We start from the raw sequence: 20,832 nt of genomic DNA, 5'->3' as shown, positions 1-20,832 counted from the left end.
CCGCATGGACGACACGACGGACAAGGAAAAGCCGAAACTGGGTGCGCGCGCGCCGCTGGGTCTGAAGCGCACGGTCGAGACGGGTAAGGTGAAGCAGAGCTTCAGCCATGGCCGGTCGAACACCGTGGTCGTGGAAGTGAAGCGCCGCCGCGTCCTCGGCCGTCCGGGCGAGGAGCAGGGACAGCGCGACGAAAGTGCTGCGCCCGAGGCTGCGCCTGCGCCTGCGCCTGCTGCAAAGGCGCCCGCGCCCAAGCCGACTCCCACGCCGCGCCCGGCGGGCGACAGCCTGCTTTCGCGTCAGGAGATGCAGGCCAAGTTGCTGCGCGAGGCCGAAGAGGCACGCATGACCTCGCTTGAGGAAGCGCGTCGTCGCGAGGAGCGCGAGAAGCAGGAGGCATCCGAAGAGGAGCGCCGCCGCGCCGAGGAAAACCGCAAGGCCGAAGAAGAGGCTGCCGCAAAGGCTGCCGAGGAAGCCAGGCAGCCTGCCAAGGCGGAGCCCGCGCCGAAGGCGGAAGCCGAAGTGGAAGCGAAGGCTGCTCCCGCTCCGGCGCCGAGCTCGCCCGAACAGCCGGCGGCACCCGCCGCACCGCAGGCGGTTGCGCTCGATCCGAGCCTGCCCGCACCGCGCCGGTTCACGCCGGTGCAGCGCCCGGAAATTCCCAAGCCCAAGCCCAAGGTCGAACCGCGCAGTGCGCCCGATCTGTCCGGCAACAATGCCGGCGGTGGCGGTGGTGCAGGCCGTGGCCCCGCGCCCAAGCGCAACGATTCGGCCCCGGCCAAGCCGTCGCGCAACGACCGCAGCCGCGACGATCGTCGCCAGTCGGGCAAGCTGACCGTCAACCGCGCGCTCGGCGGCGATGACGGCGCGCGCGCCCGCAGCCTTGCCGCGCTCAAGCGTGCCCGCGAAAAGGAAAAGCGTTCGCATTCCGGCCCGCGCGAACCGCAGGCCAAGCAGGTCCGCGACGTCAAGGTGCCCGAAGCGATCACGGTGCAGGAACTCGCCAACCGCATGGCCGAAAAGGGTGCGGACTTGGTGAAGGCGCTGTTCAAGATGGGCATGCCGGTCACGGTCAACCAGACGATCGACCAGGATACGGCCGAACTGCTCGTCACCGAATTCGGGCACAATATCGTGCGCGTTTCGGACAGCGACATCGACCTTCAGCTCGACACGACCGAGGATTCGGAAGAGTCGATGAAGCCGCGTCCGCCGGTGGTGACGATCATGGGCCATGTCGATCACGGCAAGACCAGCCTGCTCGACGCGCTGCGCGGCACCGACGTCACGTCGGGCGAAGCGGGCGGCATTACCCAGCATATCGGCGCCTATCAGGTAACGCTGAAGGACAAGTCGAAGATCACTTTCCTCGACACGCCGGGCCATGAAGCCTTCACCGAAATGCGCGCGCGCGGTGCCAATGTCACCGATATCGTCGTGCTGGTGGTGGCGGCCGATGACGGGCTGATGCCGCAGACGATCGAGGCGATCAATCATACGAAGGCCGCTGGCGTTCCGATGATCGTGGCGATCAACAAGGTCGACAAGCATGAAGCCAACCCCCAGCGCATTCGCGAACGCCTGCTCGAACATGACGTGCAGGTCGAATATATGGGCGGTGAAGTGCAGGACGTCGAAGTCTCTGCGCTCAAGAAGACGGGTCTCGACGATCTGATCGACAAGATCCAGCTTCAGGCCGAACTGCTTGAGCTCAAGGCCAATCCCGATCGCGATGCCGAAGGCACCGTGATCGAGGCCAAGCTGGACAAGGGCCGTGGCCCGGTTGCCTCGGTGCTCGTCACGCGCGGCACGCTGAAGGTCGGTGACGTATTCGTCATCGGTGCCGAAAGCGGCAAGGTGCGTGCGCTGATCGACGACAAGGGTCGCCAGATCAAGCAGGCGGGCCCGTCGATGCCGGTCGAGATTCTGGGTATTTCGGGCGTGCCGATGTCGGGCGATCCGCTCCAGGTGGTCGAAAGCGAAGCGCGTGCGCGCGAAGTCGCCGAATATCGCCAGGGCGTCATCCAGCAGAAGCGCACGACCCAGGCTCCGGCCAGCCTCGAAAGCATGTTCTCGGCGCTGCAGGCAAAGCAGGCGATCGAATATCCGCTGGTGGTCAAGGGCGATACCCAGGGCACGGTGGAGGCGATCATCGGCAGCCTCAACAAGATCTCGACCGACGAGATCAAGGTGCGGATCCTGCATTCGGGCGTCGGCGGCATTACCGAAAGCGACGTGACGCTGGCGGGTGCCAGCGGCGCGCCGATCATCGGCTTCAATGTCCGTCCCAATGCCAAGGCGCGCGAAATCGCCGAACGGAACAAGGTGGCGCTCAAATATTATGACGTCATCTATGATCTGACCGACGAAATCCGTGCGGGCATGGCCGGCGAGCTGGGCCCCGAAGCGTTCGAAACGGTCGTTGGCCGTGCGGAGATCAAGGAAGTCTTCTCGGCGGGCAAGCACGGCAAGGCAGCCGGTCTGCTGGTTACCGAAGGCGCGATCCGCAAGGCGCTCAAGGCACGCATCACGCGCGACGACGTCATTATCTACAATGGCGAAATCGCGTCGCTGCGGCGCTTCAAGGACGATGTTCCGGAAGTCCGCGCGGGCCTCGAATGCGGTGTGACGTTTACGCAGAACTTCACCGACATCAAGCCGGGCGATTATCTCGAAACCTTCGAAGTCGAGATGCGCGAACGGACGCTGTAACCAAATGGGCTTGTTGTGGCGCCCCGCTTCACAACAAGGTCAATTGGTATCCATCGATGATTTGCCGCTACACCTCCTCTCGGCCGCAACTGCGGTCGAAAGGAGGTGAAGGCTGATGGACACAAATGCTGTAGTAATGGCGCTGGGTGGCGCGACATTCGTTGTCGCGTTGCTTGGTCTGGTGGTGAAGCTCATTGAGCTGAGGCACAAGTAAGCGTCTGCGGGGCTTTGGCGTTGCAGCGTCAAAGCCCCAAAACGCATTGAGCCCGGGCGTTGCAGCACCCGGGCTCAGAAGGTGGAAGCGTGGACATTTCCGCTGTAGTGCTAACTCTATAAGCAAAAGTCGCGAAAAATTCAATATGCGCCACAATGACAGCAACGAAGATCGTTCCGTCCGCGTCCTGCGCGTGGGCGAACAGGTGCGCCATATCCTCAGCGAGATCCTGCAGCGCGGCGATGTGCATGACGATGTGCTGGCAAAGCATATGGTCAGCATCACCGAAGTGCGCATGTCGCCCGACCTGCGCCACGCGACGGTGTTCGTAAAGCCGCTGCTGGGCAAGGACGAGGAAGCGGTGATCAAGGCGCTGCGTACCAACACCGCCTATCTGCAGCGCGAAGTCGCGCACCGCGTGAAGATGAAATATGCCGCGAAGCTCAAATTCCTCGCCGACGAAAGCTTCGAGGAAGCGAGCCATATCGACCAGCTGCTGCGCGCGCCCGGTGTCGCGCGCGATCTGGGCGAGGATGCGGCGGACGAAGCGGAAAGCTGATCGCCTTCGCCGCCGAGCTTGTTAAAGAAGCGACATGGCCAAGCTCTATTTCTACTATGCCTCGATGAACGCGGGAAAATCGACCACGCTGTTGCAGGCCGATTTCAATTATCGCGAGCGGGGCATGCGCACGATGCTGTTTACCGCCGCGATCGACGACCGGTCGGGGGCGGGGACGATCGGATCGCGGATCGGGCTGGAGGCAGGGGCGATTCCGTTCGGCGCCGACACTGATATTCTGGGGATCGTGACCGATACGCCGGGCGACGGGAAAGTCGCCTGCGTGTTCGTTGACGAGGCGCAGTTCCTTACCGAGCGTCAGGTCGATCAGCTCGCGGAATTGTGCGACGAACATGATGTACCCGTCCTCGCCTATGGCCTGCGCACCGATTTTCAGGGCGCGCTGTTCCCCGGATCGTCGCGGCTGCTGGCGATCGCCGACGCGCTGGTCGAAATCAAATCGGTCTGCGATTGCGGGCGCAAGGCGACGATGAACCTGCGCGTCGATGCTGCGGGCAATCCGATCCGCGAAGGCGAACAGACCGAAATCGGCGGCAATGAACGCTATGTCGCGATGTGCCGCCGGCACTTTGCACGCGCATTGAAAGGCGAAGCCTGCTCAGCCTAGGTTCAGGTGGTTCATGCTAGGTAATCGACCATGAGACAGATTCTTTTCATGGCACCTGCCCTGTTGGCGCTGACCGTCGCGGCCCCCGCCATGGCGCAGGACAAATCCGCCCGCGAACTGGGTGTCGAAACGACAATTCCGTTCGCTGATTCCAATGGCATTCGAAACTGGGAAGTCGGCCCGGTGGGTTCGAACGATCTGTACGTTCAGGACTCGCGTCGGGACTGGTACCGGGTTCAGATTGCCGGACCGTGCATGACCAACCCGTCCTCGTTCCAGCTGGTCTACAAGACCGGCCCGATGGGGAGTTTCGACACGCAGACCAAGGTCGCGTCGTCGGACTTTCCGGGGCAATGGTGCAGCGTGATCAGTGTGCAGACCAGCGCACCCCCGCCGGGCCATCGTGATCGCAACGGCGCACAGCCGGAAACGCAGAAAGAGTCGGATAGCGAATGATGCGAACCCCTATTCTGATCGGTGCAACGCTGGCGGCCGCCATTGCGATGCCGGTTTCCGCGCAGTCGCTTTCCGGCGTCAGCGACACCGAAACGACGATCCCCTACGCGAGCGACGGCGGCATCCGTCAGATCGTGAAGGGCAATGGGGACGTGTTGTTCATGCGTGACCGGACCGACCATTGGTATCGCGTGCAGACCAATCAGGGTTGCCTTCGCCATTATGACCAATCGATGACGGTGCTCGTCGATACCAAAAACAGCTCCCGGTTCGACCGGTTTTCGACTCTGCGCGTGCCGCAACTCGCTATCATGTGCGGCGTCGCCAGTATTCGCGCCAGCGAGGCGCCGCCTCAGGTCGATTCCAAATCGGTCGTGACGCTCGACTGACGTCGCTTGGCCCGGCGGGCCGCGTCGTTTAGACGCGCCCGCCATGCATGGCTGGATCATCCTCGATAAACCGCTCGGGCTCGGCTCGACCCAGGGCGTAAGCGCCGTCAAGCGCGCGCTGCGCGACGGGAAATATGGCAAGTACAAGGTCGGCCATGGCGGGACACTGGATCCGCTGGCGACCGGTGTGCTGCCGGTCGCGATCGGCGAAGCGACCAAGCTGGCCGGGCGAATGCTCGACAGCGACAAGGTCTATGACTTCACCATCTGCTTCGGAGTGGAAACCGATACGCTGGATGCTGAGGGGAAGGAGACTGCCCGGTCCGACACCTCTGTCGATCATGCCGATGTCGAAGACGTGCTGGTCGATTTCATCGGACCGATTCAGCAAGTGCCGCCGGCCTATTCCGCGCTGAAGGTCGATGGCGAGCGCGCCTATGATCTGGCGCGCGCTGGCGAAACGGTGGAACTCAAAAAGCGCGACGTCACGATTCACGATCTGCGCTTTCAGGAGTGGTGGAACGAGGATGGGCTGCAATATGCCACGCTCACTGCCCATGTCTCCAAGGGGACGTATATCCGCAGCCTTGCACGGGACATCGCACATGCGGTTGGATCGGTGGGGCACGTCACCTATCTACGCCGTATCAAGGCGGGTCCGTTCACGCTCGAACACGCGATTTCGCTGGACAAATTGACCGATGCCGCTAAGGAGCGGCGCCTTGAAGAACTGATCCTGCCGTTGAGGGCGGGGCTGGACGACATCCCGGCTCTATCCCTCACTCCCGATCAGGCGGGACTGCTCCGTTCGGGGCAGCAAGTGATCGGGGCCGCAGCAGACGATGGACTGGTTTTTGCGATGCTGGACGATGTTCCGGTCGCACTGGCCGAAGTTCAATCCGGCATTGTCCGGGTCGTCCGTGGTTTCAATCTGTAAGCCATGATGTCGAAGGAAAAGACATGTCGATCACGCAGGAGCGCAAGGACGCGCTCGTCAAGGAACATGGCCGTGGCAACGGCGACACCGGCAGCCCCGAAGTGCAGATCGCGATCCTCACCGAGCGTATTGCGAACCTGACCGAACACTTCAAGACGCACGCGAAGGACAATCACTCGCGTCGCGGCCTGCTGATGCTCGTCAACAAGCGTCGCAGCCTGCTCGACTATCTGAAGAAGAAAGATCACGCGCGTTACGCTGAGATCATCGCGAAGCTCGGCATTCGCAAGTAACAAGGGACGGCCCCGCTTGCGGGGCCGTTTCGTTTATCGGGACAGGTGCAATCCGGCACTCGGCCCGAACCAAACCCTCTCCCGTTGCCCTGAGCTTGTCGAAGGGCTGCACTTCTTCGGAAGCAGAAAGAAGAACGGGGCTTCGACAGGCTCAGCCCGAACGGGTTGGGAGGGAATCGAAAGAGCCGCGAACGGCTCGATCAGATGCCCCGGACGCATAGGGCGCCCGGTGAAAAGGAAATATCATGTTCAACACGAAGAAAGTGGAAATCGAGTGGGGCGGTCAGACCCTCACGCTCGAAACGGGCAAGGTTGCCCGTCAGGCCGACGGCGCGGTGATCGCGACGCTCGGCGAAACCGTGGTGCTGTGCGCCGTTACGGCCGCCAAGAAGGTGAAGGAAGGGCAGGACTTCTTCCCGCTCACCGTGCACTATCAGGAAAAGTTCAGCTCGGCCGGCCGTATCCCCGGCGGCTTTTTCAAGCGTGAACGCGGCGCGACCGAAAAGGAAACGCTGGTTTCGCGCCTGATCGATCGTCCGATCCGCCCGCTGTTCCCCGAAGGTTTCTACAACGAAATCAACTGCATCTGTCAGGTGCTGTCCTATGACGGCGAAAATGAGCCCGACATTCTGGCGATGATCGCCGCTTCGGCCGCGATGACGCTGTCGGGCGTTCCCTTCATGGGCCCGATCGGCGCGGCGCGCGTTGGGTACAAGGACGGCGAATATCAGCTCAACCCGACCGACGAGATGGTTGCCGAAGGCGATCTCGACCTGGTCGTCGCCGCCACCCACAATGCGGTGATGATGGTCGAATCAGAAGCCAAGGAGCTTTCCGAAGACGTCATGCTCGGCGCCGTGATGTTCGCGCACAAGGCGTCGCAGGACATCATCAAGGCGATCATCAAGCTGGCCGAACAGGCCGCCAAGGAGCCGTGGGAACTTGCCGGCAATGACGGCAAGGACGCGCTCAAGGCCGAGCTCAAGAAGCTGGTCGGCAAGGATATCGAAGCCGCTTACAAGCTGACCGACAAGCAGCAGCGTCAGGTCGCGCTGGGCGATGCGCGCGCCAAGGCCAAGGAAGCCATGGCCGACAAGGAGCCGCAGGAGCAGCTCGTCGCGTCGAAGCTGGTCAAGAAGCTCGAAGCCGATATCGTCCGTACTGCGATCCTCAAGGAAGGCCGCCGCATCGACGGACGCAAGACCGATCAGGTCCGCCCGATCGAAGCCGAAGTGCATTTCCTGCCGCGCGCCCATGGTTCGGCGCTGTTCACCCGTGGTGAAACCCAGACGATCGCGACGACGACGCTGGGCACCAAGGACAGCGAGCAGATGATCGATGGCCTGGGTGGCCTCAGCTATCAGCATTTCATGCTGCACTATAACTTCCCGCCCTATTCGGTCGGCGAAGTCGGTCGCTTCGGCGCGCCGGGCCGTCGCGAAGTCGGTCATGGCAAGCTGGCATGGCGCGCGCTGCACCCGGTGCTGCCGAGCCATGACGAATTCCCGTACACGATCCGCGTCACCAGCGACATCACCGAGTCGAACGGCTCGTCGTCGATGGCGACGGTGTGCGGCGGTTCGCTGTCGATGATGGACGCGGGCGTTCCGCTCAAGCGTCCGGTCAGCGGCATCGCGATGGGCCTGATCCTCGAAGGCGAAGACTTCGCGGTTCTGTCGGACATTCTGGGTGACGAAGATCACCTGGGCGACATGGACTTCAAGGTTGCGGGCACCAGCGAAGGCATCACCAGCCTTCAGATGGACATCAAGATCGCCGGTATCACCGAAGAGATCATGAAGGTCGCGCTGAACCAGGCACATGCCGGCCGTGCGCACATCCTGGGCGAAATGGCCAAGGCGCTGGGCGAAACCCGCACCGAGCTGTCGGCGCATGCTCCGCGCATCGAAACGATGCAGATCGACAAGACCAAGATCCGTGACGTCATCGGCACGGGCGGCAAGGTGATCCGCGAGATCGTCGCGACCACCGGCGCCAAGGTGGATATCGACGACGAAGGCGTGATCAAGATCTCGTCCTCCGACCTCAGCCAGATCGAAGCCGCGCGCAAGTGGATCGAAGGCATTGTCGAGGAAGCCGAAGTCGGCAAGATCTACACCGGCAAGGTGGTCAACCTCGTCGATTTCGGTGCGTTCGTGAACTTCATGGGCGGCAAGGACGGCCTGGTGCACGTCTCCGAAATCAAGAACGAGCGCGTCGAGAAGGTGTCCGACGTCCTGTCCGAAGGGCAGGAAGTGAAGGTCAAGGTTCTCGAAATCGACCAGCGCGGCAAGGTCCGTCTGTCGATGCGCGTCGTCGATCAGGAAACTGGCGAAGAGCTGGAAGACACGCGCCCGGCACGCGAACCGCGTGAAAAGGGTGAGCGCAGCGATCGTGGTGACCGTGGCGACCGTCGTCGTGACGGTGGTCGCGATGGTGGCCGTGGCGGCCGCGGCGGCGACCGTGGTGGCCGTGGCGGCGATCGCGGTCCGCGCCGCGAGCGCAGCGAATCCAAGAGCGACGACGAAGGCGGCGAGGACATCGGTCTGCCGTCCTTCATCACCGAGAATTGATCGTTACAGCGATCTGATTGAACGCGAGAGAGGGCCGGGTTTCCGGCCCTCTTTTCGTTGGAATCACAGTCCGCTATAGCTATGCCGGTATCAGGTCGGCCCGCGTATCGCGAAGTCCCTGAATGCCGGGAAGAGGGGACGTGGGGCAGAACAAGCCGACCGCACCGGGCCGATGGCTTGAGCGCCTGCCGATTGCGCGCGACCGGCCCGCGCTGGCGGTTGTCGCGATGCTGGCCATTTGCGCGGTCGCGCTGGCGGCGCGTTTCCTTGCCGATCCCTGGCTGCCGTCCGGTTTTCCCTATGTGACGTTCTTTCCCGCAGTCATTATCTCGTCCTTCCTGTTCGGCGTGCGGATCGGCGGGGCGGCGGGCGTGATCTGCGGCGTGCTCAGCTGGTATTTCTTCATCGGCGAGCGGGAGGCGTTCACGGTCAATCTCGGCGCGATGATCGCGCTCTGCTTCTACATTCTGGTGGTCGGCACCGATATCGTCATCATCCACTGGCTGCAGCGTGCGAACGGCCATCTCGCCACCGAGCGCGAAGTCAGCCGCACGCTGGCGAAGACGCGCGAATTGCTGTTCCGCGAATTGCAGCATCGCGTATCGAACAATCTTCAGGTCGCGGCGGGGCTGCTCACGGTGCAGAAGCGCCGCGTGCGCGACGAAGCAGCCCGCGCTGCGCTGGACGAATCCGCGCGACGACTGGGGCTGATCGGGCGGATCAGCCGCCAGCTCTACGATGCCGAAGGCGCCACCCGTTCGATGGCCGAATTTCTGGAGCCGCTATGCGCCGATGTGGTGGAAGCCAGCGGCCGGCGCAACGTGCGCTGCAGCGTCAGCGCCGCGCATGACGCATTGCTCGCTCCCGACGCCGCGATCCCGCTGGCGCTGATCGTCGCCGAAGCCGTCGCCAATGCGATCGAGCACGGCTTTGCCGGACGCGAAGACGGCACGATCGAAGTGGAACTGGTGCGCGACGGTGAAGAGATGCTGCGCGTCGAAGTCCGCGATGACGGTCACGGGCTGCCCGAAGGCTTCGATATCGAAGCGAGCGACAATCTGGGCCTGCGCATCGCCGCGATGCTGGCGCAGCAACTGCGCGGCCGGTTCGAACTGGTCGGCGGCAAGGGCGCGACGGCGCGGCTGATGCTACCGGCCTGACCGGCAATCTGGTATGTCGGGCGTTCGTTGCACGCGGGGTTTACTGAGTCGAACGATGCCTGACCGTCAGCATTCCAGATATCTGATCGAACATGCGATGATCGATCGCTGTGCCAAAGATCTGGCACGCCTGGCCGACCAGGGGGCGCCGCCGCGACGGCTGGCCGATGCGCTCGCGTTATTGGCACGCACGGTGGCGGATCATCTGAAGCGTGAGGACGCGCTGATCTATGAACTCGCGATGCGCGCGCGGCCGGGTATCGCGAGCGGCAGCATCGATCGGGTGAAACGCGATTTCGAAACGCTGAAGGACAATTGGGTCAGCTATATCGACCGCTGGAGCGAGGGCGCCATCGCCGCCGATCGCGACAGCTTTGCAGTCGAGACGCAGGCGATGCTGCCGCGATTGCATGAGCGGGTGAAGCTGGAAAGCGATCTGCTGGTGGCTATGAGCCTGCAGGAAGGTGGCGAGTCCGCCGCAGTAAATCGCGCCTGAACGCGCTTGCGACGATCAATCATATCGGGGAAAGTGGGAGGCTTCTGTTGCCCGGTGCCTCCCGTACCGCTGGAATCCACTTCTGTTGCCCGGTGTGGCCCGACCGCGCATTTCAGAATAACCTTAGGCCGTTAGGCCGTGGGGTTACGCCGCAATAGCGAGTGCTTCGTTATCGTTGGCACTTGTGTGTATGGGCCGTCGCGGTGGTCCCATTCCGAGCGAAAACGGCGCTTTTCAACACACGTCGATCCTGGTTCGGCCCCGTCAGAAACGGTGTCCAGATACACCACCGGTTATGGTGGAGCCGCCGGGTACTGCCCCCGGGTCCGCTGCGCCTATTGCACGCCACAGTTTATCGCCATAGTCGGCCGAAACCGACGCCTTCCAATATAGGGGCGGTTCACTAAATGAAAAGTGATTCCGCGCCATGACGGCGCCACATTAATCTGGCATGAGACTGGCATGTTAACGCAGCGTTCCCGTTACGCCCTTCGCGCAATGTTGTTTCTGGCACAGCAGCCCGCCGGTGGCCGCCCGGTACCGATGACGCGCATCGCCGCCGAAGCCAATGTTCCGCGCAAGTTTCTCGAACTGATTCTCGCCGATCTGCGCGAGGCCGGCCTGCTCCACAGCCATCGCGGCAAAATGGGCGGATATTGCCTGTCGCGCGCGACGCATCTGGTGTCGCTGGGGGAGATTATCCGGGTGATCGAAGGGCCGCTCGCGCTGGTCCCCTGCGTCAGCCGTACTGCCTACCGCCCGTGCAAGGATTGCAAGGACGAAGCGAGCTGCGCGATCCGCATCGCGATGGCGCGGGTGCGCGACGAAACCGCGCGGATCCTCGACGGCACCAGCCTGGCCGATGCCAATGCCGAGGAACTGGCGGCCGCGTAATGCGGGCTACCGCCCCTCGGGCGAGAAATGGCCGGCGCTAAAACGCTAATTCCATTTCGCACCGGTCGAGCGTTTCGGTGCCGATCGTCACCTGCTCGCGCTGCGTAACCGTGAACCCGCACGCGGCGAAGGCCGGTTCGGCCATCAGGCTGGCATGTACCCACAGGCGCGAAATGCCCTGCCTTACGGCCTCCTCTGCGATGGCGGCGAACAGGCGTCGAAACAGCCCGGTGCCGCGCGCTGGGGGCAGGATATAGGCAAAGTCGATATAGCCGCCTTCGGCCAGCGACATGAATCCAGCCGGCTTTCCCGCCGCATCTTCGGCCATAATCACATATTGCGAGCCGATCCGCGCGTCCCAATCCGCACCCCGGCGCGGTTCGGGCACCCAGGCGGCGCGCTGCGCGTCGCTATAGGGGCTCTCGCCGGAACGGACCGCATCGAACATCAACGCGCCCAGCGCATCATGATCGTCCGGTCCGCCCCGGCGCAGGCGGAATGGCTCAGCCTTCACCGGCACCACGACCCGCGCGCAATTCGTCGCGGATCTGGCGCAGCAACACGACATCGGTCGGCTCTGCGGCGGCGACTTCGGGTTTATCTTCCTCGAACGCTTCCATCATCCGGTTCACCGCGCGGACGAACAGAAAGATGATGAAGGCAAGGATCAGGAAATTGATCATCACGGTGATGAATTCGCCATAGCCGAGCAACGGCACGCCGGCTTCCTTGAGCGCGGCATAGTTGCTGGTCGAGCCGGTATAGCCTTCCGGGATCGCGCCCAGCCGGATGAAATAGCTCGAAAAATCGAACCCGCCGAAAATCCAGCCGACCACCGGCATGATGATGTCGTCGGTCAGCGACTTGGTGATGGTGGCGAACGCGCCGCCGATGATGACGCCGACGGCAAGATCCATCACATTGCCGCGCATCACGAATTTGCGGAATTCCTTGAGCATCGAATGTCCCCTCTCTCTGCTGCCCCTTTCACGCCTGCCTGCCGTGTCCTATATCGACCACACACAACCGGAGGGATCGATGAAGATACGTGCAGCGCTGGTGATGGTTTCCGCTTTGCTGCTTTCGGCGTGCGGGCTCAATAGCGTTCCGACCGCGGAGGAAGCTGCCAAAGCGCAATGGGCCAATGTGCAGGTGGCGCTGCAGCGGCGTGCGGACCTGATCCCCAATCTGGTCGAAACGGTGAAGGCTTCTGCGGCATCCGAGGAGCAGATTCTGACCGAAGTGACGCAGGCGCGCGCGCAGGCAAGCTCGGTTCAGCTTTCCGCCGATGACCTGACCGACCCGGCCAAGATGGAAGCATTCCAGAATGCACAGGGCCAGCTGAGCGGTGCGCTGAGCCGGTTGCTCGTCACCGTCGAGCGCTATCCCGAGCTCAAGAGCCAGGCGAATTTCCAGACGCTGATGGACCAGCTTGAAGGCACCGAAAACCGGATCGCGATCGAACGCCGCGATTATAACGAGGCGGTGCGGCAATATAACACGACGATCCGCACCTTCCCGTCGGCGATCGGTGCGAAGATTTTTTACGGCGCAAAGCCGCTATCGCCGTTTGAAGCGGCGGAAGGTGCCGACGTCGCGCCGACGGTGAATTTCGGCAACAGCAACTGATCCGCGGCATCGTCTGCGGCGGGAAACCGAAATGCCTGTCCTACAGGAACCGGTTTGTGCAAGGGATGCGGGCATGACGCACGCATCCCTTCCCCCGCAGTCGCTCGATGACACTGCGCGAGAGGGGAAGGCAGGGGGGACGCGGTGTCTCCTTCGTCTGCTTTCGCCGGTCGTGCTTGCGATCGCGCTCGCCGGATGTGGTGCCGCTGCTGATTCGCTGTCGGCAAACGACACGGCGCCGATCACCAACAACAGTTCGGTCGATTATGCCTTCCCCGAACTGACAGGCCGGGTCGTCGATCAGGCGGATTTGCTCGATCCCGATCAGGAAGCCGCGCTTTCGGCCCGCTCGGAAATGCTCGAGCGTACAACGGGACATCAACTGGTGATCGTCACGCTGGCCAGCCTCGGTGATCACAGCATCAACGATTACGGCCTCGCGCTTGGCAATCATTGGGGCATCGGGCGCAAGGAAAGTAATGATGGCGTGCTGCTGATCGTCGCGCCGAACGAGCGCAAGGTGCGGATAGAAGTGGGCTATGGCCTTGAAGCGCAACTGACCGATGCCGAAGCGGCGGACATTATCGATACGGCCATCTTGCCCGCCTTTCGCGACGGCGATTTTCCGCGCGGAATCGCCGCCGGGACCGACGGCATCATCGCCGAAATCGGAGAGACCGAGTGAACCGCCTGAAGCCAATGCTGGCCGCCTTGTTGATGCTCCTGCTGGGCACTCAGGCGGCGCTGGCGCAGAATTTCCCGAAACTGACCGGCCGGGTGGTCGATGCGGCGCATATTCTCGACCCGCAGACCGTGGCGCAGCTGACGCAATTGTCGGCGGAGGTCGAACAGGCAAGCTCGCGCCAGCTGGTGGTCGCGACGATCCCCGATCTGCAAGGCTATCCGATCGAGGATTATGGCTATCGGCTCGGTCGCGCCTGGGGAATCGGACAAAAGGACGCGAATAACGGCATATTGCTGATCGTCGCGCCCAACGAACGCAAGGTGCGGATAGAGGTCGGCTATGGCCTGGAACCGATCATGACCGACGCGCTGTCGGGCCGGATCATTCGCGACGATATTCTGCCGCGCTTTCGCGACGGCGATATGCCCGGCGGGATCGTCGCCGGGGCCAATGCCATTGCCGAACAGATGAAGCTGCCGCTCGAGGCGGCCGAAAAACGCGCACTCGAGGCGCAGGAAGCCAAGAAGAGCGACGACGGCAATCCGGTTGCGGCGCTGTTCGTCGCCTTCTGGATTCTGGTCATCCTGTTCATCATCTTCGCTGCGATCGGCGGCGGACGCGGTGGCGGCGGGGGGGGCGGCGGCGGTCGCCGCAGGCGCTATCGCGGCGGCATGGGGCCGGTGATCATCTGGGGCCCCGGCTGGGGCAGCGGCGGCCATCATGGCTCTGGCTGGGGCGGTGGCTCGTCGGGCGGCTTTGGTGGCGGCGGATTTGGCGGGTTCGGCGGCGGCGGCGGGTCGTTCGGCGGCGGCGGCGCATCGGGGAGCTGGTAATGGCAGGCTGGAAACTCGACGCGGCGGATCATGCCCGTGTTACCGCTGCGGTGGCGGAGGCCGAGCGCGGCACCAATGGCGAAATCGTCACGATCCTGTCCGATCAGTCGGACAGCTATCGCGACGTCGCACTCCATTATGCAGTCGCGGCGATGCTGCTGGTCGGCGGGCTATGCGCGCTGTTCCCGGCGGTGCCCGAATGGCTGGTGACGCTCGGCCATGGCGGCTGGATCGACGCCGTCGCGCCGGGGCTGCTGATCTTCTTCACGATGCTGATTCAGGTCGTTGCGTTTCTGATCGTACGCTATGGCCTCGAATATCGGCCGCTGCGCATGGCGCTGACGCCGACAGCGACCAAGGCGCGCCGGGTTCAGCGGCGCGCGCTCGCCCTGTTCCGGGCCAGCGCGGAAAAGCGGACGGCGGCGCGCGAGGGCATTTTGCTCTATCTCTCGCTTGCCGAACATCGCGCCGAAATTATCGCCGACGAAGCGATACACCAGGCAGTGCCGATGGAACGCTGGGGCGACGCGATGGCTGCGCTGATCGACAAGGTGCGCGCGGGCGATCCGGCGGGCGGCATGGCCGATGCGGTGGCACAGATCGGCGCAATCCTGTCCGAGCATCTGCCCAAGACCGACGATGACGAGAATGAACTGCCCGACCGGCTGATCCAGCTGTGACTGTGCCCGATTTCGATGCCCCCGTCGAAACCATGTGGGAGGGCAAATGGATCGTCGCCCGGCGGCAGGGCCGTTGGGAATATGTTGCGCGCACGCGCGGCATTCAGGCGGCGGTGATATTGGCGATCGATGCCGAGCAGCATGTCCTGCTGGTCGAGCAATATCGCGTGCCGCTGGGCCAGCGCTGCCTCGAACTGCCCGCGGGCCTGATCGGCGACGAACATGATGGCGACACACCGCACGCCGCCGCGATCCGCGAGCTGGAAGAGGAAACCGGCTATCAGGCCGACCGGATCGAGGAACTGGGCAGGTTCTTTTCTTCCCCCGGCATGGTCAGCGAAGGCTTCACATTGCTGCGCGCGCATGGCCTGACCCGAATCGGCGATGGCGGCGGCGTGGCGGGCGAGGACATCCTTGTCCACCGCGTCCCGCTCAGCGAAATCGGTGATTTCGTCGCCGCCAAGCGGGCGGCAGGCGTGGCGATGGACGTCAAACTATTGTTGCTGCTCGCGCAGGATTGGTTGCGCTGAGGCTTTGAGCTAGCGACGCGGCTCGCAGGCGATCCCGTCATTGTCGCGATCCAGCGCCTGTCGGTAGCCGGGCTGACCCCGGCGAATCGGCGCTGCTCCTGCCGCCCGAGCCGCCGCGCAATTGGGATAATAGACAGTCGAGCGAGACGCACCGCGCGGCGTGGCTGTGGGCGAGGGGCTCGGTGCCGGGCGTCTCGGCACGTCCTGGGCCGCGACAGGCAACGGTATCAGCAACAGCGCGGTGAGCAGTCCGATCACCGGAAATTGTCGGCGTATGCCTGAAGTTTCAATTTGCGGGTCGGCGCGGGGACGACGTGGAAGGGGATGCCTTCGCGTTCGGCATATTCCCTGGCCGCGTCGAGCGTCGGGAAATTGAGGCGCAGCTGGTTGCGGGTGTCGCCCGATCCCGGCCATCCGGTCAGCGGGTCGGGACGCTGCGGTTCGATCGGATCATATTCCAGCACCCATTGATCGGTCCGGAAACGGCCGGACTGCATGGCGTTTTTGGGTCGCTGATAGATACGTGCGCTGTTCACTGCTGCCTCCATTGCCGCTTCTTTATCGCGGGCCGCCGCCTCTTGCATCGGCTTTTTTCGTGCGCAGCGTCGCATTGGCGCTGGCGGGATCTTCGGGCCAGGGGTGTTTGGGATAGCGCCCGCGCATTTCCTTGGCCACCGCCGCCCAGCTTCCCGCCCAGAATCCGGGCAAGTCGCGCGTCGTCTGGATCGGGCGACCGGCGGGCGAAGTGAGGCTGAGCACCAGCGGGATGCGGTTGGTGCCGATCGCGGGATGTTCGGACAGGCCGAACAGCGATTGCACGCGCAATTCGACGCGCGGACCGCCTTCGGCGCCATAGTCGATCGCGTGACTCGATCCGGCGGGGGTTTCGAACCGGGCGGGGGCGAGGCGATCGATCGTCTGCATGCCATCCCAACCGAGCAGGCCCTGCAAAGCGCCATGAAGCGCATCGGCGCCGATCGCGTCGAGGCGTCGCTTGCCCGACAGCAGCGGTGGCAGCCATTCGTCGAGACGTTCGATCAGCGCGCTTTCGCTGATCGGATCGGCATCCGCGCCAAAGGCAAAGGCGGCGCGGGTGCGCAGGGCCAGCGCTGCGTCGCGCCAGGGAAGGAGCGAAAGGCCGCCGCCGCGCACGCCTTCGAGAAGCGCGGCTTCGATCTCTTCGGTGCTGGCTGCCGAATCGGGGCCGCTCGACAGGCGAATCGCGCCCAGCCGCCGCTCGCGCAGCGTTTCGACGGCGCCGGTGGCGGCATCGAACCGGACGCTGCGGCGCGTTTCGATACGGTCGGCGAACAGCGTTTCGACTGTCGCGAAGTCGATGGCGGCGGCGGAAAGAATGCGCGCGCCCGATGCCATGCCCTGGGTTTCGGCGACGGCAAGCCATTCGTGGCTGGCAAGCGATGCGGTGGGATCGAGCCGGAATCCGCGCCCGCCCACCGATGCCCAGTTTTCGCCGGTGGGATCGCGGCGCCGGGCAATGCGATCGGGGAAGGCAAGCGCGATGCAGATGGCCAGGCCGTTCGTGTCGAGCGCAGTCGAGACACGATGCCCGGCGCCTCCGGCGCGTCCCTCGACTTCGCTCGGGTCGAGCGGGGTTTTTGCTCCGAGCTTCGCCCAGCGTTCGGCGAGCTTGCGGGCGCCCTCGGCGCGCTTGCCGCGCTCATTGCCCCATCGCCGCAAGCGCAGCTCCAGATCAGGGTCGTTGCCGCCAAGTCCCCGCTCGCCGAGCAGCGTGGCGACTTGCGCGGCCATCCGTGCGAGCCCCATTTCGCTCGCGCGGACCAGCATATGGCCGAGCCGGGGCGGCAGCGGCAGGCGGGCGATCGCGCGCCCATGATCGGTGGGGCGGCCGTCGCTGTCGAGCGCATCGAGCGTTGCCAGCCGCGACCGCGCCTCGGCAATCGCGGCGGCGGGCGGGGGATCGAGCCATTGCAGGTCGCGCGGATCGGACACGCCCCAGATCGCGCAATCGAGCGTCAGCGCCGACAAATCCGCCTCGAGGATTTCGGGCGTGTCGAAGCGTGGCAGCCCGGCAGTCGCCGCTTCCTCCCACAGGCGATAGGCAGTGCCGGGCCCCTGTCGCGCGGCGCGGCCTGCGCGCTGCGTTACCGATGCCTGGCTGGCGCGTTCGGTAACGAGCCGCGTCATCCCGGCGGCGCGATCATAGCGCGGGCGGCGGGCAAGGCCGCTGTCGACGACGACGCGGATCCCGTCGAGCGTCAGCGAGGTTTCGGCGATGCTGGTTGCCAGCACGATCTTGCGCCGCCCCTGCGGATCGGGCGCGATCGCCGCGCGCTGGGCTGCGGGGTCAAGGCTGCCGTGAAGTTTGTGGAGCACCATCTCTGCGCCGGGATCGAGCCGTTCGGCGGTCCGTTCGATTTCGGCAACGCCGGGCAGGAAGGCAAGGATACCGCCATCTTGCTCGCGCAGTGCCAGACGGATCGCGGCGGCGACCGAATCCTCGATCCGTGCCTCGGCATTGCGGCCGATATGGTGGAGGGTCAGCACATGGCTGCGCCCCTCGCTTTCGATCACCGGAGCGTTGTGCATCAGCGCCGAAAAGCGCGCGCCGTCGAGCGTAGCCGACATCGGCACGATCCGCAGGTCCGGGCGCAGCCCCGATTGCGCATCCAGCGCGAGCGCGAGGCCGAAATCGCTGTCAAGGCTGCGCTCATGAACTTCGTCGAACAGCACCGCCGAAACGCCCGCCAGCTCGGGATCGGCCTGAATGCGATTGACGAAAATCCCCTCGGTCAGGACGGTGACGCGCGTCGCCGCCGAGCGTTTCGTATCCATCCGCGTGGCATAGCCGAACGTCCTGCCGACCGGCTCGCCCGCGAGTGCGGCCATGCGTTCGGCGGCTGCGCGCGCGGCGAGGCGGCGTGGCGAGAGCAGCAGGATTTCGCCCGCACACCAGTCTTCGTCGAGCAATGCCGGCGCGACGGCGGTGGTTTTGCCTGCGCCGGGCGGTGCGACCAGCACGGCATTGCTCCCCCGGCGCAGCGAATCGAGCAGCGCGGGAAGTACGGCGTGAATCGGCAGATCACCCATGCGATCGCGCGCGGAAGTTTACGAAGTTCACGGTACGTCCCCCATGATCTGCCCTTCGCGCAGAGCCGCGCGGAGCAGTGGCAGAGGAAAGGGGAAAGGAGCACGACATCGCGATTCCTGCACGCCATGACACAGAAACCGCCCTGTAGGACAGCATCGCGATGATTTTTTCACGGCACCAGCCGCGATGTGGTGCGTTGCGGGGCGGAAGGCTGAAAAGAGGAGTAGAGGATGGCCAAGCTGCTTGCCCATTTTTCCATCTCGCGCACGGGCGAGGATTATGTGCTGATGCTGGAAGACGAGGACGGCGACACGTCCGAATTCGTCGCGAGTTTCGATCAGCTCGACCTGATCACCGATGCGATTGCCGAGGAGCTGGAGCGCGACGATGACGATCTGCTGATGGCGGATGAGGATGATGACGGCGACGAGGATGACGAGTGATCGCCGGAAGGTAATTCGACAACTCTTTCCCTTGGGCAGAGCTGCGAAGGCTTGGCGCCTGGCGCCTAGCCGCAGTTGAGAGGGGTTTATACACGAGGCGTTTCGGTTTGTGGCCGCCCCTCTCAAGCGTCGCCAGATGGCTTCGCCGTCAAGCTTTGCTGTCTCTCCCCCAAGCGGAGAGATCTGGGTGTGCTCAATAGGCTCGGGCTACTGCGAATTCGACGGCCTGAACCATCGCGTCGCGTGCGTCGCCTGCCGGGAAGATGCCGAGCGCGTCGATCGCGCGCTGGCCGAAATGGCGCGCGCGGGCGAGCGTGTCGTCGAGCGCGCGGGTGCGGCGCACCAGTTCGACGGCATGCGCGAAATCGGCGTCGCTGATCTTGCGTCCGGCAATCGCCTCGCGCCAGAAATCGCGATCCTCGCCTTCGGCGCGGGCATACGCCAGGATGACGGGAAGCGTCATCTTGCCTTCGCGGAAATCGTCTCCCGCATCCTTGCCCATCGTGCCCGCGTCCGACACATAATCGATTGCGTCATCGACCAGCTGAAACGCGATGCCGAGATTGCGGCCATAGGCGTCGAGCGCCATTTCCTCGGTCTCGCTGCGTTCGGCCACCACGGCGGCGATGCGGCAGGCGGCGGCGAACAGCGCGGCGGTCTTGGCGCCGATAATGTCGAGATAGCGTTCTTCGCTAAGGTCCAGCCGACGTACCGAGGTGAGCTGATTGACTTCGCCCTCGGCAATCACTGCGCTGGCGTTGGACAGAATTTTCAGCACTTTCAGGCTGCCGTCCTCGACCATCAGTTCGAAGCTGCGGCTGAACAGAAAGTCGCCGACCAGCACGCTGGCCGGATTGCCCCAGATGATGTTCGCGGTGCGCTTGCCGCGGCGCAGGTCCGATCCGTCGACGACATCGTCATGGAGCAGCGTGGCAGTGTGGATGAATTCGACCACGGCGGCGAGCCGGTGGTGGCGTTTCCCCGGATAATCGAGCAGCCGCGCGCTGGCGAGCGTCAGCATCGGGCGCATCCGCTTGCCGCCACCGGCGATCAGATGCCCCGCAAGTTCGGGGATAAGCGGCACGTCCGACTGCATCCGATCCAGAATGACGCTGTTGACCAGATTCATGTCGGCGGCGACCAGCGCGATCATCGGCTCCAGCGAAGGTTCCGAGCGCGCGCCGATGCGATGGATGGTAGCGGACATTGCCCCGTCCTCTGACGATTAACCGAGCGGAAGGCAAGGGTTCTGATGCCCGATGAAACCGTTTCCGACATGTGGGAAGCCCCTTGCGGGCTTGCGTCGCCACGCCGCTCGGGCGAAAGGGCGTTCCCCTGCGCTGCGGAGAGCCGAACAGATGAGCGACGACACGCTGAACCGCTATCGCCAGAGCATCGACAATATCGATGCGGCTCTGGTCTATCTGCTCGCCGAACGGTTCAAGGTGACTCAGGCCGTGGGCCGCCACAAGGCCGAATCGGGGCTGCCGCCGGCCGATCCCGGACGCGAGGGGCGGCAGATCGAACGGCTGCGCAAGCTGGCCGAGGATGCCGATCTCGACCCCGAATTTTCCGAAAAATTCCTGCGTTTCATCATCGATGAAGTGATTCGGCATCACGAAAAGCTGCGCGAGGAATAAACGCGTCGGAGCA

At 63.9% G+C, this 20,832-nt stretch carries 24 protein-coding genes and 1 other RNA gene; 18 read left to right on the top strand and 7 right to left on the bottom strand.

Annotation, left to right across the window (positions count from 1 at the left end; translation table 11 throughout):
* The first annotated feature begins 4 nt into the window (after positions 1-4).
* The 10 genes from infB to DKB74_RS14575 all read left to right on the top strand — a co-directional run bounded on the left by infB (position 5) and on the right by DKB74_RS14575 (position 10,415).
* Entirely contained in the window at positions 5-2,710 is a 2,706-nt protein-coding gene (gene infB, locus DKB74_RS14620) for a translation initiation factor IF-2 (protein WP_109808928.1), read from the top strand.
* 359 nt (positions 2,711-3,069) lie between these two features.
* Positions 3,070-3,483, top strand: coding sequence for a 30S ribosome-binding factor RbfA (gene rbfA, locus DKB74_RS14615; protein ID WP_109808927.1), 414 nt, complete (start codon positions 3,070-3,072; stop codon positions 3,481-3,483).
* Positions 3,484-3,517: 34 nt separating this feature from the next.
* Complete coding sequence (locus DKB74_RS14610; RefSeq protein ID WP_109808926.1) at positions 3,518-4,111, top strand: thymidine kinase; 594 nt, start codon at positions 3,518-3,520, stop codon at positions 4,109-4,111.
* Between the two features lie 30 nt (positions 4,112-4,141).
* Entirely contained in the window at positions 4,142-4,567 is a 426-nt protein-coding gene (locus DKB74_RS14605) for a hypothetical protein (protein ID WP_145961019.1), read from the top strand.
* A complete protein-coding gene (locus DKB74_RS14600; RefSeq protein ID WP_109808924.1) occupies positions 4,564-4,956 on the top strand; it encodes a hypothetical protein in 393 nt (130 codons plus the stop codon). Before DKB74_RS14605 ends, DKB74_RS14600 begins: the two co-directional genes overlap by 4 nt.
* 43 nt (positions 4,957-4,999) lie before the next feature.
* Positions 5,000-5,893: a tRNA pseudouridine(55) synthase TruB gene (gene truB, locus DKB74_RS14595; protein ID WP_109808923.1), complete on the top strand. Its 894-nt coding sequence runs from the start codon at positions 5,000-5,002 to the stop codon at positions 5,891-5,893.
* Positions 5,894-5,916: 23 nt separating this feature from the next.
* Positions 5,917-6,186, top strand: coding sequence for a 30S ribosomal protein S15 (rpsO, locus tag DKB74_RS14590; protein ID WP_109808922.1), 270 nt, complete (start codon positions 5,917-5,919; stop codon positions 6,184-6,186).
* 245 nt (positions 6,187-6,431) lie between these two features.
* On the top strand, positions 6,432-8,759 hold the full coding sequence (gene pnp, locus DKB74_RS14585) for a polyribonucleotide nucleotidyltransferase (RefSeq protein WP_109808921.1): 2,328 nt from the start codon (positions 6,432-6,434) through the stop codon (positions 8,757-8,759).
* Positions 8,760-8,899: 140 nt separating this feature from the next.
* Positions 8,900-9,919 carry a sensor histidine kinase gene (locus tag DKB74_RS14580; protein WP_239987539.1) on the top strand — a complete coding sequence of 340 codons (1,020 nt, stop codon included), beginning with the start codon at positions 8,900-8,902 and terminating at the stop codon, positions 9,917-9,919.
* 55 nt (positions 9,920-9,974) lie between these two features.
* Positions 9,975-10,415: a hemerythrin domain-containing protein gene (locus DKB74_RS14575; RefSeq protein WP_109808919.1), complete on the top strand. Its 441-nt coding sequence runs from the start codon at positions 9,975-9,977 to the stop codon at positions 10,413-10,415.
* Between the two features lie 71 nt (positions 10,416-10,486).
* Here the strand turns inward: DKB74_RS14575 and ssrA are convergent.
* Positions 10,487-10,833, bottom strand: a transfer-messenger RNA (tmRNA) gene (gene ssrA / locus DKB74_RS14570).
* 44 nt (positions 10,834-10,877) lie between these two features.
* On the opposite strand from ssrA, the gene DKB74_RS14565 reads away from it, so the two are divergent.
* A complete protein-coding gene (locus DKB74_RS14565) occupies positions 10,878-11,309 on the top strand; it encodes an RrF2 family transcriptional regulator (RefSeq protein ID WP_109808918.1) in 432 nt (143 codons plus the stop codon).
* 37 nt (positions 11,310-11,346) lie between these two features.
* Here DKB74_RS14565 and DKB74_RS14560 read toward each other — a convergent pair whose 3' ends face one another.
* Complete coding sequence (locus tag DKB74_RS14560) at positions 11,347-11,823, bottom strand: GNAT family N-acetyltransferase (protein WP_161956884.1); 477 nt, start codon at positions 11,821-11,823, stop codon at positions 11,347-11,349.
* Positions 11,813-12,268 (bottom strand): large conductance mechanosensitive channel protein MscL, encoded by a 456-nt coding sequence (gene mscL / locus DKB74_RS14555; RefSeq protein WP_109808916.1) that lies wholly within the window; start codon positions 12,266-12,268, stop codon positions 11,813-11,815. Before mscL ends, DKB74_RS14560 begins: the two co-directional genes overlap by 11 nt.
* A 79-nt stretch (positions 12,269-12,347) precedes the next feature.
* Here mscL and DKB74_RS14550 point away from each other — a divergent pair, with 79 nt between their 5' ends.
* From DKB74_RS14550 to DKB74_RS14530, 5 genes are all read left to right on the top strand, one after another.
* Positions 12,348-12,938: a LemA family protein gene (locus DKB74_RS14550; protein ID WP_109808915.1), complete on the top strand. Its 591-nt coding sequence runs from the start codon at positions 12,348-12,350 to the stop codon at positions 12,936-12,938.
* Between the two features lie 73 nt (positions 12,939-13,011).
* Positions 13,012-13,623 carry a TPM domain-containing protein gene (locus DKB74_RS14545; RefSeq protein WP_109808914.1) on the top strand — a complete coding sequence of 204 codons (612 nt, stop codon included), beginning with the start codon at positions 13,012-13,014 and terminating at the stop codon, positions 13,621-13,623.
* 14 nt (positions 13,624-13,637) lie between these two features.
* Entirely contained in the window at positions 13,638-14,456 is an 819-nt protein-coding gene (locus DKB74_RS14540; RefSeq protein WP_109808913.1) for a TPM domain-containing protein, read from the top strand.
* Positions 14,456-15,136: a TPM domain-containing protein gene (locus DKB74_RS14535; RefSeq protein ID WP_109808912.1), complete on the top strand. Its 681-nt coding sequence runs from the start codon at positions 14,456-14,458 to the stop codon at positions 15,134-15,136. Before DKB74_RS14540 ends, DKB74_RS14535 begins: the two co-directional genes overlap by 1 nt.
* Positions 15,133-15,666: an NUDIX hydrolase gene (locus tag DKB74_RS14530; RefSeq protein WP_239987538.1), complete on the top strand. Its 534-nt coding sequence runs from the start codon at positions 15,133-15,135 to the stop codon at positions 15,664-15,666. The genes DKB74_RS14535 and DKB74_RS14530 overlap by 4 nt, the downstream gene beginning before the upstream one ends.
* A 9-nt stretch (positions 15,667-15,675) precedes the next feature.
* On the opposite strand, the gene DKB74_RS14525 is transcribed toward DKB74_RS14530, so the two are convergent.
* From DKB74_RS14525 to hrpB, 3 genes are read right to left on the bottom strand one after another with little or no spacing between them, the layout of a single operon-like run.
* Positions 15,676-15,867 (bottom strand): excalibur calcium-binding domain-containing protein, encoded by a 192-nt coding sequence (locus tag DKB74_RS14525; protein ID WP_239987549.1) that lies wholly within the window; start codon positions 15,865-15,867, stop codon positions 15,676-15,678.
* A 53-nt stretch (positions 15,868-15,920) separates the two neighbouring features.
* Positions 15,921-16,202: an ETC complex I subunit gene (locus DKB74_RS14520; protein WP_109809022.1), complete on the bottom strand. Its 282-nt coding sequence runs from the start codon at positions 16,200-16,202 to the stop codon at positions 15,921-15,923.
* 22 nt (positions 16,203-16,224) lie between these two features.
* The gene (gene hrpB / locus DKB74_RS14515) at positions 16,225-18,735 is read right to left on the bottom strand and encodes an ATP-dependent helicase HrpB (RefSeq protein ID WP_109808911.1); all 2,511 of its coding nucleotides are present in this window, start codon (positions 18,733-18,735) and stop codon (positions 16,225-16,227) included.
* Between the two features lie 231 nt (positions 18,736-18,966).
* Between hrpB and DKB74_RS14510 the strand changes: the two genes are divergently transcribed.
* Complete coding sequence (locus tag DKB74_RS14510; protein ID WP_109808910.1) at positions 18,967-19,179, top strand: hypothetical protein; 213 nt, start codon at positions 18,967-18,969, stop codon at positions 19,177-19,179.
* Between the two features lie 193 nt (positions 19,180-19,372).
* On the opposite strand, the gene DKB74_RS14505 is transcribed toward DKB74_RS14510, so the two are convergent.
* The gene (locus DKB74_RS14505; protein ID WP_109808909.1) at positions 19,373-20,386 is read right to left on the bottom strand and encodes a polyprenyl synthetase family protein; all 1,014 of its coding nucleotides are present in this window, start codon (positions 20,384-20,386) and stop codon (positions 19,373-19,375) included.
* 151 nt (positions 20,387-20,537) lie between these two features.
* On the opposite strand from DKB74_RS14505, the gene DKB74_RS14500 reads away from it, so the two are divergent.
* On the top strand, positions 20,538-20,819 hold the full coding sequence (locus tag DKB74_RS14500) for a chorismate mutase (RefSeq protein WP_109808908.1): 282 nt from the start codon (positions 20,538-20,540) through the stop codon (positions 20,817-20,819).
* Positions 20,820-20,832: the final 13 nt, after the last annotated feature.

The sequence above is a fragment of the Stakelama portus genome (genome assembly GCF_003171655.1).
In the GTDB taxonomy this organism is placed as follows: Bacteria; Pseudomonadota; Alphaproteobacteria; order Sphingomonadales; family Sphingomonadaceae; genus Sphingomonas; species Sphingomonas portus.
The sequence above is the reverse complement of the archived record's forward strand: the minus strand, read 5'-3'. Positions and strand labels throughout refer to the sequence as shown.